10 protein-coding genes are annotated in these 14,877 nt (G+C 33.7%); all 10 read right to left on the bottom strand.

Features of this window, described 5'->3' with window-relative positions; genetic code table 11:
• Window positions 1–1,266 precede the first annotated feature (1,266 nt).
• The 10 genes from ACKTTZ_RS22870 to ACKTTZ_RS22825 all read right to left on the bottom strand — a co-directional run bounded on the left by ACKTTZ_RS22870 (window position 1,267) and on the right by ACKTTZ_RS22825 (window position 14,842).
• Window positions 1,267–3,312 carry a M43 family zinc metalloprotease gene (locus tag ACKTTZ_RS22870; RefSeq protein ID WP_407846702.1) on the bottom strand — a complete coding sequence of 682 codons (2,046 nt, stop codon included), beginning with the start codon at window positions 3,310–3,312 and terminating at the stop codon, window positions 1,267–1,269.
• Between the two features lie 167 nt (window positions 3,313–3,479).
• On the bottom strand, window positions 3,480–3,983 hold the full coding sequence (locus ACKTTZ_RS22865) for a TlpA family protein disulfide reductase (RefSeq protein ID WP_407846701.1): 504 nt from the start codon (window positions 3,981–3,983) through the stop codon (window positions 3,480–3,482).
• A 189-nt stretch (window positions 3,984–4,172) separates the two neighbouring features.
• Window positions 4,173–5,444 carry a dicarboxylate/amino acid:cation symporter gene (locus tag ACKTTZ_RS22860; protein WP_034700033.1) on the bottom strand — a complete coding sequence of 424 codons (1,272 nt, stop codon included), beginning with the start codon at window positions 5,442–5,444 and terminating at the stop codon, window positions 4,173–4,175.
• Window positions 5,445–5,525: 81 nt separating this feature from the next.
• On the bottom strand, window positions 5,526–6,812 hold the full coding sequence (locus ACKTTZ_RS22855) for an MFS transporter (protein ID WP_034700031.1): 1,287 nt from the start codon (window positions 6,810–6,812) through the stop codon (window positions 5,526–5,528).
• Between the two features lie 12 nt (window positions 6,813–6,824).
• The gene (locus tag ACKTTZ_RS22850; protein ID WP_407846700.1) at window positions 6,825–8,231 is read right to left on the bottom strand and encodes a porin; all 1,407 of its coding nucleotides are present in this window, start codon (window positions 8,229–8,231) and stop codon (window positions 6,825–6,827) included.
• A gap of 102 nt (window positions 8,232–8,333) precedes the next feature.
• Window positions 8,334–9,599 (bottom strand): sensor histidine kinase, encoded by a 1,266-nt coding sequence (locus ACKTTZ_RS22845; RefSeq protein WP_407846699.1) that lies wholly within the window; start codon window positions 9,597–9,599, stop codon window positions 8,334–8,336.
• Window positions 9,596–10,273: a response regulator transcription factor gene (locus ACKTTZ_RS22840; protein ID WP_407846698.1), complete on the bottom strand. Its 678-nt coding sequence runs from the start codon at window positions 10,271–10,273 to the stop codon at window positions 9,596–9,598. The genes ACKTTZ_RS22845 and ACKTTZ_RS22840 overlap by 4 nt, the downstream gene beginning before the upstream one ends.
• 69 nt (window positions 10,274–10,342) lie before the next feature.
• Window positions 10,343–10,978 carry a response regulator transcription factor gene (locus tag ACKTTZ_RS22835; RefSeq protein ID WP_034700023.1) on the bottom strand — a complete coding sequence of 212 codons (636 nt, stop codon included), beginning with the start codon at window positions 10,976–10,978 and terminating at the stop codon, window positions 10,343–10,345.
• Entirely contained in the window at window positions 10,971–13,961 is a 2,991-nt protein-coding gene (locus ACKTTZ_RS22830; RefSeq protein WP_407846697.1) for a two-component regulator propeller domain-containing protein, read from the bottom strand. The genes ACKTTZ_RS22835 and ACKTTZ_RS22830 overlap by 8 nt, the downstream gene beginning before the upstream one ends.
• A 467-nt stretch (window positions 13,962–14,428) precedes the next feature.
• A complete protein-coding gene (locus ACKTTZ_RS22825) occupies window positions 14,429–14,842 on the bottom strand; it encodes a lipocalin family protein (protein WP_407846696.1) in 414 nt (137 codons plus the stop codon).
• Window positions 14,843–14,877 lie beyond the last annotated feature (35 nt).

Here is a 14,877-nt window from a genome sequence, read left to right as displayed (position 1 = left end):
GAAACCCTGCCTTTTTAATGATAAAAACAAGTAATATCCTTTGTTGATCTTAATAGATTTATAAAGAAGACTGTGGTATAGAAAAAAGAAAGATGAGCGTATTGCCCATCTTCCATTGTACACTTAAATACTAATAATACGTACTATATCCTTTAAAAAAGTTACTGGACTTTATATCCGATTTATATTATACTTTTAAATTAAAAAAGGGTGAAATTTAATATTATGAATAATGTCAATAGTACTAAAAATCGGAAATTGAAAATGTGGATATAGCAGGTTCTCAAAAGATGTCCCCTATCTTTTACTTATTTAAAATATTACTAGTAAAGTATACATAAACAACTTAATAAGACAAACTTATTAAAATAGCTTAAGTAATAAGAAGTATAGGTTGTAGATATTCAACTATATCAATGAAGTAATAAATTGTCATATAAGACCTTTTTTTAGAATGTTATATAAAAAAGATGAGCTCATTGAGCCCATCTTAATCCTGTACCATCTCAAAAATACAGAAAGTTAAAATATGAATGTTTGACGAATTTATGTTTAGAAATGATATCTTTTTATTAAAGGATCATGTAATTGACTTATATTATACTTTTAAATTTAAATGAGCGAAATTTAAAAGATGAAATGTCATTACTACTAAAAATCGGATATGCATAAACAGTTTAATAATGACAAACTTATTGAAATAGCTTAAGTAATAAGAAGTATATGTTGTAAACATTAGACTATAGCAATGAAGCTATAAATTGTCATATAACATATTTTTAAGAATGATATATAAAAAAGATGGGCTCATTGAGCCCATCCTGATCCTGCACCATCTCATAAAATACAGGAAGTTAAAATATGAATGTTTGACGAATTTATGTTTAGAAATGATATCTTTTTATTAAAGGATCATGTAATTGACTTATATTATACTTTTAAATTTAAATGAGCGAAATTTAAAAGATGAAATGTCATTACTACTAAAAATCGGATATGCATAAACAGTTTAATAATGACAAACTTATTGAAATAGCTTAAGTAATAAGAAGTATATGTTGTAAACATTAGACTATAGCAATGAAGCTATAAATTGTCATATAACATATTTTTAAGAATGATATATAAAAAAGATGGGCTCATTGAGCCCATCCTGATCCTGCACCATCTCATAAAATACAGGAAGTTAAAAAATATGAATGTTAAACGAATTTATATTTAGCCCCTTTTTATTAGATATCATATTTTATTATATAGCATTTGATCTTATTTTTTAATGAATTTTTGAGAAGACTTTCCTAAAGAAGTTTCAATATCAATTAAATAAGTTCCGCTTTGGAAGTATTTAACATCAACCTTATCACCAATAACTTTAGCATTTATTTTTCTTCCAGACATATCATAAACAGCAATTGATTTAATTTTCCCTGTTGTTTTAATTGTCAATACATCAGAAACTGGATTTGGATAGATGGAAGTTTCTGAGTTTTTTGTATCAACATCTGCAGTGGATAATACACAAGGTGTTGTAATACTGCCATATGGTTGTGTATTGTATGCATACTCAGTTACAGAATAATCTGAACCATTTGCCCCCACAATCAGTTTGAAATAACCGTTAATGTTGTAGCCATCGAATTGATTTCTAAAACCAACATAAGCTGTTTTTCCGGACCAGGTAGTGTATGTTGGGTTGTATACATCAAGTAGTCCCGGGAAATAAGTAGGATAACCTATATAATTTGTATTCGTTATGGTGGTACAGGCAGGAATTAAACTGATATTTCTGGTTCCTGTTTCACAAACTAATCCTTTCCAGTAGGTTTCCAATTGTAATTGATTTGCGGTATAGTACCAAGCACCATATTCTGCATTATCACTAAGTTCGGGGTTAATGATAAATTTTTTCCAAGGAGCTCCGGGGTTGGTTGTTACGGTTGTTGCTATTGGGTTGGCATAGCTTTCCAGAGGAGTCCCAGTAACTATTTTATAAGGATCTTTATAAGAAAAAGTTAATGCCAAAGCTGTTGTTGATCCTAGTGAAGCTGTACCTCCTGTTATAGCTGGATTCAGGAATGTAATTGATGAATTCAGGACCTGGCTTTTTGGGTGACTGGTTGCAGCACCATTTATGGTAAGTGTAGCAGTTGTTGGGCTTGTAACTACTATACTTGCTGTTAGTCCTGCTGGTAATGAAGAGGTGAAATGTGTTCCTGCAGTAAGAGTTGTTCCATTTGGTACGTCAAATGTTGCTGAATTTAATGTAATTGTTGATGTAGGGGCAGAGGCTACTGTTCCATCTAATGACACTGCTCCATTATTGTCTAAGTTTTCTGTAAATGTACTGTTGCTAAGGGTTAGCCTGGGCGGAGTATTGGCAACTCCGGTTGCAACTAAGTTGGCAGGCTGCCATAAAGTTACTCTTGAAGCATGGTTTAATGCTGCCAGCATCCTGTAAACTTGTCCATTGGTAAACATTTTATAACAACCGGCAGCGCCATTGTATCCCATATAGTTTTCAACGTTCACTTTCTGTCCAAGACAATTGTTGCCAGTTGCACATCCTAATCCATTAGAATTATTTTCTACAGGGGTGTCAGCCACTCCGTCACCATCATTACCAGGGTTTGCAGTTGAACAAAGAACATTGAAAGTATGCTGAAGATTGAGCCAGTGCCCAAATTCGTGAGTGAATGTATCAGAAAACTCGTTTGAAGCTACTGTTCCTGCAGCATTAAATATATAACGTCCATTATAAACAACTCTTGCTGTATTATCTGAAGTCATGTCTGAAGCCGGATACCAGGCAACTCCTGAGTTATTAAGAGTTTTATCAGCATAAAGATCATTTTGGATATACACATTCATATACTTTGTATTATCCCAGGCATCTGCACCAATTTCTGTATCATATCCGCCACCATTGCCATATCCGCCTTTGAAAGGATGAAATACCACTCCGCTGGTTACTTTTCCGGTGGGGTCAATTTTAGCTAAACGGAATTCAATGCTTAAAGCTCCTCTGATAGATTGGAAATCAGGATCTACGGTGTTTGAATCAGTGTTAATTCCATTGAAATTTAAGTTGATTTGTTCCAGTAAGTCGACTACTTTTTGGTAATTTACTTTTACATTACTTTGAGATTCTCCATACACATGAAAAACCACAGGGATAATGTAGGTTGGATTATTGATTGTATTCAATGAATTTTTGTTTGATTTCATTTTTTTTATGAAATCTTTGGTGTATTTCTCAAAATTATCATATTCAGCCTTAGATTCAGGATGCAGCTCAAAATGTTTTTTCATCATTTCATCTGCTTTACACTCATGAGGCCTATCTTGCTGTGCAAAACCTATTATTGGAAATAGGGACATAAATAGTAATGATTTAAATCTCATAATTTTTGGATTTTTATGTTAATAAATTATTTGAATAATCCAATTTTTTTTGGTTTAATCAACCTATTTAATTGGATCTAGAATGATTTTAACTTGTCTGTAAAATTTTGATAGTCAATACCTCCAATGCTTTTGTCTACAACTTTGCCATCTTTTATAATAAAAGTCTGTGGTATAACGCTATATCCCATGACCCCATTCCCACCCAGAAATGTTTTGATTGTCTCTATATATTCTTTGTTTTTAAACGTTATATCATTAATAGGGTGTTTTGTAAGAAACATTTCTAATTTTTTCTGATCTTCATCCAGCGATAAGAAAACAAATTTGATATGATTATTTTCTGTTGCTATTTTTTGAAAGACCGGGATTTCCTCTACACATGGCTTACACCAGGTTGCCCATACATTAACAACAGTTATTCCCCCTTTACTAAGATATTCTTTATGGAAAGGACTGTTTTTAATATCAGGTGATTTATACTGCTGAGTTGAACTGTTTGTGTTCCTGGACCTAAGGAATAATAAACCAATTAATATTATTCCCATTGGAATAATAAAAAATAAAAACAACCTTTTCATATAACTTCTTTTACAGGCAAAGCTATATAATAAATTAGCTTGAAAAGTCATCAATATTGTAGTTATTTAACGATAGGGATGACGGTTTTTATAGTGGCTATTGTTGATTTATATCTGTAAAAAAGCCCTGTTTTAAAAATTTTAAAACAGGGCTTTACTAATATGAAGTTAAATATAGAAATGCTCTTATTATTCGGTAAGGTTTTTATGAGGGTTATTAAGACATAACTGAAGTTGTTCTTTATCAAGTTGATTCTCCCAGTTAGCCACTACAACAGTAGCCACAGAATTACCAATAACGTTGGTGAGCGCTCTGCATTCACTCATAAATTTATCAATTCCTAAAATCAGTGTCATTCCGGCAATAGGAATTTCCGGTACAATCGCTAATGTTGCTGCTAAAGTGACAAAACCTGCTCCTGTAACTCCTGCTGCTCCTTTAGAACTTAGCATAGCAATCAGAAGGAGTGCCAGCTGTTTTTCAATAGGCAGGTGAATATTAAGAGCCTGGGCAATAAAAAGTGAAGCAAGAGTCATATAAATATTTGTTCCGTCAAGATTAAAAGAATAGCCGGTAGGAACAACAAAACCTACAATAGTTTTCGAACAGCCTGCTTTTTCAAGCTTTTCCATAAGTCCTGGCAGTGCAGATTCTGAAGAACTCGTTCCTAATACCAGAAGAACTTCTTCTTTAAGATAAATGATGAGCTTGAAAATATTAAATCCATTATACCAGGCTACTCCTCCTAATATGACAATGATGAACAGGATAGAAGTGATGTAAAAAGTGCCTACTAAAAAAATCAGATTTAAAACAGAGTAAAGCCCGTATTTCCCAATAGTAAATGCCATTGCACCAAAAGCTCCGATAGGTGCAAGCTTCATCAGCATATGTACAATTTTAAAGATGGGAGCTGATAAATCCTGGATAAAATCAGTGATCCTTTGGCTTTTATCTTTAGTTAATACCAAAGCAACTCCCATTAAGATAGACACCAAAAGTATCTGAAGAATGTTATCACCTACAAGAGGACTAAACAATGTGTCCGGAATAATATTGGTGAGAAATCCCGTGACTGTGGTATCGTGGGCTTTCTGCTGATATTGAGAAATATCGCCTGAAAGATTGGAGGGATCAATATTTAATCCTGATCCGGGCTGTAATAAATTTCCTACAATAAGCCCAATGACAAGAGCCAGGGTAGAGAAAGTAAGAAAATAGATCATTGATTTTACAGCAATCCGGCCCACTTTGGTGAGGTCTGTCATGTGGGCAATTCCCAATGTAAGGGTGATAAAAATAACCGGTGCAATAATCATTTTAACCAGTTTAATAAAACCATCACCCAATGGTTTCATTTTCTCACCGATTTCAGGATAAAACTGGCCTAAAAGTACTCCGCCAATGATAGCTATAACAACTTGAAAGTAAAGCTGCTGATATATTTTTTTTGATTTCATAAGTGTTTAAATTATTATACTTGTAATATGTTAAGGGATAGAATGCCGAATAAATATTGTGGTTTACCGATATAGCTGCATTTAATCTTTATCTAATTCTGAAGTTTTTTTCGTGTCTTTCATTCTTGCATATACAATCAGAGAAAAAAGTATACATGCTGTGATATACCAATAGAATAATGATTCCATATTTATCTTTTTGAGCCATAGGGCAATATATTCAGCAGTTCCCCCAAAAATAGCAACAGTAAGGGCATAAGGAAGACCTACACCCAGAGCCCTGATCTCTGAAGGAAAGAGTTCTGCTTTTACTACTGCATTAATTGAAGTATATCCGCTAAGAATAATTAAGGCAATCATAATTAAAAAGAAGGCAGCCCACGCAGAAGTAATCACACTCAGCATCGTAAGAAGAGGGACTGTGCATATTGTTCCAAGAATTCCAAAACCAATTAATAAAGGTTTTCGGCCTATTTTATCAGACAACATCCCAAATATCGGCTGCAGGCATGCGAAAATAAATAAAGAAACAAATGAAATCAGTGTAGACTGCTCTTTGCTGAGATGCACTGTATTGACCAGGAATTTTTGCATATAGGTAGTATAGGTATAAAATGCCAGCGTTCCTCCCAATGTAAGCCCCACTACAGTAAGTACAGCTTTGGGATGCTTCAGGAGTTCTTTGATGGTCCCTTTCTTTTCATTAGAGGCTTTGTTTTTAAAAGCTTCCGTTTCATGAAGGCTTGATCTTAGATACAGGGCAATCACAGAAAGAAAAGCGCCTACTACAAAAGGAATTCTCCAACCCCAATTTTCCAGCTGTGTTTCTGTGAGAACTAATTTCTGTAAAATGAGTTGAATTCCTAAAGCTATAAGCTGTCCGCCAATTAAAGTCACATATTGAAAGCTTGAATAGAAACCTCTTCTTTTTTCATCTGCCATTTCACTCAGATACGTAGCCGAAACACCATATTCTCCTCCTACACTTAATCCTTGAAGAAGTCTTGCAATCAACAACATGACAGGAGCTAAGATTCCTATAGTTTCATAAGTAGGAGTAAGGGCAATGAGCAGTGAACCGAAAGACATCAGCAAAACGGAAAGGGTCATAGCTCTTTTTCTTCCAATTTTATCTGCAATACTTCCAAACATCCATCCACCAACAGGACGCATGAGGAAACCTACAGCAAAAATTCCGGCGGTATTAAGCAGCTGGGCATTAAGATCGGAATCCGGGAAAAATGAGTTTGAAAAATAGATGGCAAATGCGGCATACGCATACCAGTCATACCATTCTACCAGATTTCCTATTGAACCGCCAATAATGGCTTTGATTCTCTGTGAAGTTGTAATTTGAGTTGTATTCATAGAAAAATAATTTTAAAGTACGATGAAAAGCCCCAGCAGAAATTCTCCCTTTCTGTCGAAAATTGTTTTGGAAACCGCGTCATATAGAGGTCTGCTGCTATACTGAGCTACAATTTTTGCATTCTGGCCATAGAGAAATAAATTAGCACCAATGTCATAGTAACTTCCTTTTTCCTGCAATGCTTTCATATCTTTTAAAGCATAGCTGAAAAATGGCTGAACTTTCAGAATTTTACTGAATTTAGGAAGTACAAAACCTGCCTGAGTAAAGAATATATTTCCGGTTCCCATTAAAATTCTGTTATTTCCTGCTCCTTCCAGTGCTTTTTGTCCTGTAAATCCGGGATCTGCGGTGCCAGGGTTCATAATGCCGCTTGTTCTTAAATAGTTAGGTCCATAGTTATAATGATAAAAAACACCATATAAAGTAAGTCCCATTTCTTTCTTTTTATCCCCAACGGGAATTTCAGAATAGATATCAGTACCCAAAACCGAAGTATTATGAGACTCAAAAACATTTTCTTTGGGCTGAGTCTGGGTAGCATTTTTATTCGTATAAAATCCCGCTCCCACATTCAGTACTTTTTTTACGGCAAGGTTATTTCCTGCCAGAAAAGAAGTTGCTGTAATTTCTTTATTGAAAAACTGATAATAGGCATATCCTGCAAATGATAATTTTCCATTCTGATTATTATCTACAGCGCCGCTTCCTACACTGGGTTTTAAGTTTGTTGCAAAAGGTTTATTAACACTGAATCTATAATTAAGCCTGTCGAATTCCCCATGTACAAATACCCCAAACTGCCTGGAAAACTGATCTGAAATTTCAATCGTGGGAAAATTAAAAATAGGAAGATCTCCGGCCAGCATTTTGGTGGTGCTTCCATTGGTCATCCGGCTTACTCCATTCCAGGAATGAAGCCCTACACCGAAGTAAAGGCTATTTTTATTAGGTAACCCTGTCTGAAAATCATTTCTTGGAATAATTGCTAATTCATTGTAGGCATCATGGAAAAAGAAAGCGGCCTTTTTTCCTGCTCCGTTTGTTCCGGTACCAGAGCCTCCTCCGGAGATGAAATTCTGATTGTTCGCTCCTACCTGAAGAAATACAGAATAAAAAGGAGTAATCTGGCTTTGTATCGTTACCCTCATTCTTCGCATTCCCGCATCGTAAGTCTCCTGCTGTGGGACAGAATTGACGGCTGTGCCCGGATTATTTTCAATACTTCGAAGCCACATCTGGCTGGAAACACTGAATTTTAGCCATTTGTCTCCTTTAGGAGTAAGATTGATCTTAAGCTCACCAACATCTAAGGGATTTTTTTCTGCTGCAGTTTCGGATGTTCCAGGTTTAAGAGTGTCCTGGCTGTAAGCCATCTGAGACCCCATTAAACCCAGAATGAATAATATTCTTTTCATAGGTGGTTTTATTTGCACCTAAGCAATACATAAATTCTGAAGAAATTCTGAAGTTGTTACTGATGTGTGATTTTTGTTATTATATTTTTGTTTTACAGTGTTTTAATTTGTGAAGTATATTGTAACGACATGTCGGTTATTGCTAAAATGGTAAGAGATCTTCTTTTGGTAGATCTCCAAAATTCTCTTCACCAATGCCAAACCAATCCCGATAGAGTTTTGATTGGGGTTGCCACGCTTGAATCTCTGGAATAATTCTTCAGTGGGCAGAGCAGGAGGATAGCCGGTGTTGGAGATCTCAAAAAAATGTTCAGTAAGCTTTAAGCGAATATCACCATTATCCATATTGTGTTTTCTGGCATTACTGATAAGGTTATTGATGATGATGGCTGCCAGGTTTTCATCGAAGCTTAAAAAAATATCATCCTGAATATCAATAATCACAGAGAGATTTTGAAGAATAAATAGTTCTTCAAAGTACTGCAGTCTTTCTCGTAAGATTTTGGAAAAATTGATGGGATTGGCTGTTTTTTTCTCAAAATGTTCCAGTTTTGCCAGAAGAATAAGGGATTGATTGATAGAAGAGAGTCTGTCCAATTCATTATTCATCATATCTAAGGTGGTGAGCTGGTACTCAGAAAGCTGACTGTCCATCAGCAGTTCTATCTTCCCTTTCATAGAAGCCAGAGGAGTCTGGAGTTCATGAGAAGTGTTTTCAGAAAGTTCTTCCAGCAGATTATAATCTTTTTTTGAATTATCAGACATTTTCAGCAGAAACTGATTAAGCAGTTTGAATTCTTTGATGTTGGTCTCCATAAGATTCATCTGACAATGATCTTTTAAATTGAATTTTTTAATCTCGTCCAGAGAACAATAGAACGGCTCCAGAATGCTTTTTGACACAACTGTACTGACAATGATTGTTAGAATGATCAGAAATATTGTTATCCATGCAATCACCATCAGAATACTTGTTAGAAACTGGTGCTCAATGATCGTAATGTAACGGATGCTTTTTATAGAATATTTTTTTTTGTGAATGACCAGATAATCCGTTACTTCTATCTTATTGATATACGACTGTGTTTTATGGTCCCAAATATACTTTTCTTTAATTTTTTTCGCCTTAGATATGGTATGAGAATCAGGAAGGATATTCACTGCAGGATTCTGTCTGAAAAGAGTGTAATCATAAAATGGATCTCGTTCCAGCTGATGGGCCGCCTGCATATTCTGGGCTTGTAGTTTTAGAATAGCAGAACGAACGGTGGTTCTTTCAAGAGCAAAATACATAATGATAAAACCCGTTCCCAGAACAAAGAATACCAAACAGGCAAAAGCCCTTGCAAACCGTAAACTTAAACTCATTTGTCAATCCACTTATAGCCCAATCCATAGACAGTCTGCAGATAATCTTTACCTCCTGATTCTATGAGCTTTTTTCTTAGATTTTTCAAATGTTGATATACAAAATCAATATTGTCAATACTATAGGTGTAATCTCCCCATAAATGACTGGCGATGGCCTGCTTGGTCAGCATTCTGTTTTGGTTGTTGATAAAATAGATCAAAAGGTTCAGTTCCTTTTTGGTTAAACTGATCAGCTGGTTAGAAATACAGCAGGCTTTAGATTCCAGATCTATTGATATTTCATTGAAGATAAGATGTCGGTGGGTTTCCGGGGTTTTCCTCCTGAAAACAGCTTTTATCCTGGAATGAAGTTCAGGAAGTGGGAAAGGTTTTGTAATATAATCATCGGCACCTTCATCCAGTCCTGCTAATTTGATGTCTAATGAATCTCTTGCTGATACAATGATTACACCTGTTCCCGCAGAGCAGGTTTTAATATGTTTTAAAATATCCAGACCATTTCCGTCGGGAAGCATCAGATCAAGAAGAATACAATCATACTCAAAAAGTTCAATCTTTTCGAATGCTGTTTGGGCATCGCATGCAATTTCACAGATATAATCTTCATTTTTCAGATAATCAGTGATATTGATGATCAAATCTTTATGGTCTTCTATAATTAAGATTTTCATAGGAAATATTATCTGAGTTGAGCATAACAATAAAAACATCGTGTTTCAAATGGACACAAGGTTTTTTAATTATTTTTTATGTACTTGATTTCGGTCTCCCAATCTAACAAGATCAACTGTGTTTTTAATATTCAGTTTTTTATAAATCCTTGCTTTGTAGGTGCTTACTGTAGATAGGTGAAGGTTTAATTCATTTGATATTTCAATATTTCCGTAACCCTTAACCAGCAGATTAAATATTTCCTTTTCTCTTTCTGATAAAGCTTCCAGTGGATTTATTGGAGTGTCTTTTTTTGCAGAAGAAACCAGTTTTTTCACAATCTCCGGAGAGTAGTAGGTTCCGGTTTCAAAGATTTGCTGAACTGCTTCCAGGATATTGTTTTCGTCAGATAGTTTATTAATATATCCATCGGCGCCTTCAATGATATACTGTACTGCGATGTCATTGTCGTATACAGAGAAAACCAGAATTTTAAGATTAGGCTGTATTTTTTTTAATTCACCAATCATGCTTAAATATTTACTTTCCGGCATATTGATATCGAGGATGAGCAGATCGAACTGTTCTGCGTATAACTTATCTGTGAGTTCCGTATAGGATTCTGCACAGGAAATCTGTACATCTTTGTAGTGGGATTCTAAAATCAGGGTAGTGCCTAATCTTACTACAAAATGATCATCTGCAATAATAATTTTTCTAGTCATATTTTTGTTTTTTTATTTTAATCGATACTATAGTTCCTTGTGGTTTATTGTTTTTAAATTCAATTTTACCATTGATCATCATAAGCAACTGAAGGATGAGATGTAATCCTAAACTGTATTTTTGTAAAACCAGTTTTTCATTTTCAATATTGTCCTGAAGTTTTTCATAATAAGTCATCTGTTCCTTGCTCATTCCTTTACCGGTATCTCTTACTTCCATAAAAAAGATAGTATCATCTTCAATGGTAGAGAGCTCTATAATTCCATTAGTGGTATTTTTAATTGCATTATCGATAAGGTTATGGATGATAACTGCTACCACATTCTGGTTGATCTTTGAATAGGTAGGATCTTTAATATTGTTGACGATAAGAGTATTTTGCTCTTTGGCAGCCACCTCAAAAAGTGTTTTTTTAGCTTCCACAATTTCGTAAACATTATACGTTTCATTTTTTTCAGAAATATTATAAATCTCTGCATATTCTTTTAAGGTTTTCACGAAATTGTAAAATTCTACCGAAGATTTGTAGAAACTTTCAAAATGTTTCTTTTGTATGTAACGATCATGTTCGTCAGTCTCATATAACTTTTTGGCGGTTATAGATAAGAACTTTATAGGAGTAATAATATCATGGCTTATGGTTTCCAATAGTTTTTTCTGCTGTACACTCTCTTTTCGCAGCTGCTCCTTGGTATATTCTAGTTTTGAAACTGTTTTTGAAAGTTTCCGGGTTCTTATTTCAATGATATCTTCAAGTTCCTTCTTTTTTAATATTTGTCTTTTTATTCTAAGTTTTATCAATTTCAATGTAAATACAGATATAAAAAATAGAATAAAAAACTTAAAGATGAGTATCTGATAAAACAGTTGTTTTACACTGATATTCATTGTTTTATACATATAATTCCCTTTTGGAGAAGTTAATACCCTCACAATAAGCTGATATTGGCCCGGCTCCAGATTTGAAATATAATACTTCCCATCATTGTTTACCCTTTCCCACTTTTCATTCTTTGAACCTTTTAGTTTTGCTTCAATAACCAGATTGGTTCTATTGGAATAGTAGGGAACATCTACTAATATTATTGCTTTATAAAAATTATTTTCCAGAATAATATTTTGCCCTTTTATATAGCTTTTGGGATCATAAAAAATAACCCGTTCCAGAAAGATGTTTTTAGGATAATAACTTCTTATTTTCTGGGGATTGAAAAATACAAGACCCTTAATGGAAGGAAATACAAAATTTCCATTTTGAAGAACTGAAGCACTTGGAGAGCAGCCACCATTGAACTCATTGGTATTAAAGCCGTCTTCCTTGCTGTACCGATAATAGTTAGGTATCGTTTTTCTGTCTTTAGCATATTGCAGAAGGTTGTTTTTCAGTACCTGGAATAATCCATTATTGGTACTGATCCAGATAAAACCTTTTTTGTCTTCCAGGATAGTATGCGAAAATAAAAGATATCTGTTTTTATCTTCCGGCATTTTAATGAGTAGCTTATTCTTATATAAAAAGAAGCCATTTCCCTGGGTCGTGATCCAAAAATTTCCATCCTCTGTTTTTGTAATTTCTCTTACATGCAACGGGGTGCCAGATATTTTTTTAGGAATAAAAGTAGGCGCTTCTATTGAATATAAAGCGTCTCTGGTTCCTACCAACCACTTATCATGGTCATATTCATGAACTGTGGTTACAATATTGGGAATGGAAAATTGTAAGAATGGGATTTTAAAATCAGAGTCTCTGTAAAAGGTAAGGAGAGATTTCAGTATAGGTTTGTGAAATGTTACAATGAAAAAATTTTTCGCCCTCCATGCATAAGAGGGTTCCTTTTTAAAAGCAAGTTTTTCTTTTTTAGAATAATTAGATTCTTTAAGATAACGCAGTAAACTTGATTTCTGCTGAACAAGAATATTCTTTTGATTATCATACAGTAAAAAAAAATTGCTTGTTGTATCAAAATGATACTGTTTTACCAATCCGTTTTCATTGTATACATCACCTAAGGAAGTGATTACCTTATCATTTTCAAAAGGAAGTATTGAATAAAAGATATTTTCATAGGATTTATCTGATTTGTTGACAACATGAAAATTGTTGAATTTTATTACATTCAATCCATCTGATAATGTTCCAAGGTACAGCTTATTGTTCACTTCATCATGATAAATGGCGGATAAAGAGTTTTTATTAAGATCATAATCTGCTAATTTTTTAAAACTAAAAGTATTATGCTCATAACCTATTTTATACAGTGTATGATTCAGGATAATAAAAGATTGATTATTGATCTGGCTCCAGTACACTTCTATACCATTTTTAAAGAAAATCTCAGGTGCATCCAGGTAAGTGATTTGGTTAGGAGAAATTTTAATTATTTTTTTTAATGATCTTGAAATGATAAAAATAGTCTGGTCAAAACAAAAGGTATCTGAAATATAGTTTTTAGGTAGATTCTTCAGCGTTGTAACTTTATGATCCTTGTATTGTATGGTTCCGTCATGCAACAAGTGATAATAGTTTTTCTTATCAAAATAAATAAAGAAATCTTTATCTTCAAACTGATCTGATATAGCATTCTTAGTAAAAATAAAGTCCGAGTTGCTTTCACGCAATACTCTTTGCAGGCAGAGCGATTTATGAGTAAGAATACTTACATTTCTTTTAGATATTAATGCCGTATTTTCGTCGAAAGCTGTTGCATTGTAAATTGTATCTTTCTTTGAATTTCCAAAAAAAGAGGTAAATCTGTTGTTTTTAAAGTTGAGATGATTATAGGTGACAAAATTATTTCCGTCATAACGTACCAATCCGTTTTCTGTACTGATCCAGATGAATCCGTATTTATCTTTAATAATATCCTTTACACTGTTCTGAGGAAGGCCATTGTCTGTATCATACCATATTGAAGCTGTTTGCTGACTGTAGTACAGTTGTGTAGTTATGAAAAATATAAATATAAGTTGTTTATAAAACATTTTTAATACTTGTAATTATAAAGTATTCATGGTCTAGTATTATAAAATTAATAAATTTTGAAAGCCAGTAGAAGTGTTGGGTGTCGTTTTAAAACTACACGCTTTTAAATTTAAAATGATAGCCACGTCAATTTCCATGGCTTTTTTAGAGTGATTGATGGATGTTAATTAAATACTTGGTAAACTTGGTGTTCCGTAATGGATACAGAACCTATTTGTTTTGATATCCTGTTGAGAAAGTTATTGATAATAACGTTGGGATAAACAATATTTGTTCTCTTTATTATAAAATAAAATCAGTAGGTATCAGACGAATATCCAATTACTGATTTTTTGCATTTTGAAGAAAAATTATTATACTCTCAATAGGTAAAAAAAAATAGATCCTAGAATCTATTTTTCTTTAGTATAAATTTTTTCGATGTTAGAATTTCTGGCTAAAGAAGAATTTGTTAGCAATTAAATACCTATTTTTCTTTACTGTAAGTTTGAGCAACATTATTTTTAGGATCTCCAATTAAAGATACAACCGTTAACGATGTATTATCAAGTTTTTGAATAAGTAAGGTGTCAATATCGCTAGAGGTAGAAGGCTGTGCTACTCCTACAGTACGACTCCATAAAAATAGGGTATCATGAGAAACTTTCCATTGTTCATACAGCAACGTGTGCATATTTATTGATGCTGCGGTACCATTGTCCCGAAGCTCAATACCTTGCTTTTCCTTTTCCTGTCCTGGAATAGGTTGTACCCATTTTCCTACAAGTTCTGCTTTAACATCTGATGCTTTATTTGAAGTAACTTCTGTATTTTCTTTTTTGGGGGAAGTGCACGCTGTCAAAATACCTAAGATAATTAGTGATAATACCTTTTTTTTCATAATGTTGTTTATGTTTTTTATGTATGTTTGTAAAT

The organism is Chryseobacterium sp. KCF3-3, from assembly GCF_045865955.1.
In the GTDB taxonomy this organism is placed as follows: Bacteria; Bacteroidota; Bacteroidia; order Flavobacteriales; family Weeksellaceae; genus Chryseobacterium.
This window is presented reverse-complemented; position numbering and strand designations above follow the sequence as displayed.

Excerpts from the sequence above, each read along its gene's own strand:
- ACKTTZ_RS22840 (WP_407846698.1), bottom strand. The coding sequence starts at position 10,273 with ATGAAAATCTTAATTATAGAAGACCATAAAGATTTGATCATCAATATC.
- ACKTTZ_RS22830 (WP_407846697.1), bottom strand. The coding sequence starts at position 13,961 with ATGTTTTATAAACAACTTATATTTATATTTTTCATAACTACACAACTG.
- ACKTTZ_RS22865 (WP_407846701.1), bottom strand. The coding sequence starts at position 3,983 with ATGAAAAGGTTGTTTTTATTTTTTATTATTCCAATGGGAATAATATTA.
- ACKTTZ_RS22855 (WP_034700031.1), bottom strand. The coding sequence starts at position 6,812 with ATGAATACAACTCAAATTACAACTTCACAGAGAATCAAAGCCATTATT.
- ACKTTZ_RS22845 (WP_407846699.1), bottom strand. The coding sequence starts at position 9,599 with ATGAGTTTAAGTTTACGGTTTGCAAGGGCTTTTGCCTGTTTGGTATTC.
- ACKTTZ_RS22825 (WP_407846696.1), bottom strand. The coding sequence starts at position 14,842 with ATGAAAAAAAAGGTATTATCACTAATTATCTTAGGTATTTTGACAGCG.
- ACKTTZ_RS22860 (WP_034700033.1), bottom strand. The coding sequence starts at position 5,444 with ATGAAATCAAAAAAAATATATCAGCAGCTTTACTTTCAAGTTGTTATA.
- ACKTTZ_RS22870 (WP_407846702.1), bottom strand. The coding sequence starts at position 3,312 with ATGATGAAAAAACATTTTGAGCTGCATCCTGAATCTAAGGCTGAATAT.
- ACKTTZ_RS22850 (WP_407846700.1), bottom strand. The coding sequence starts at position 8,231 with ATGAAAAGAATATTATTCATTCTGGGTTTAATGGGGTCTCAGATGGCT.
- ACKTTZ_RS22835 (WP_034700023.1), bottom strand. The coding sequence starts at position 10,978 with ATGACTAGAAAAATTATTATTGCAGATGATCATTTTGTAGTAAGATTA.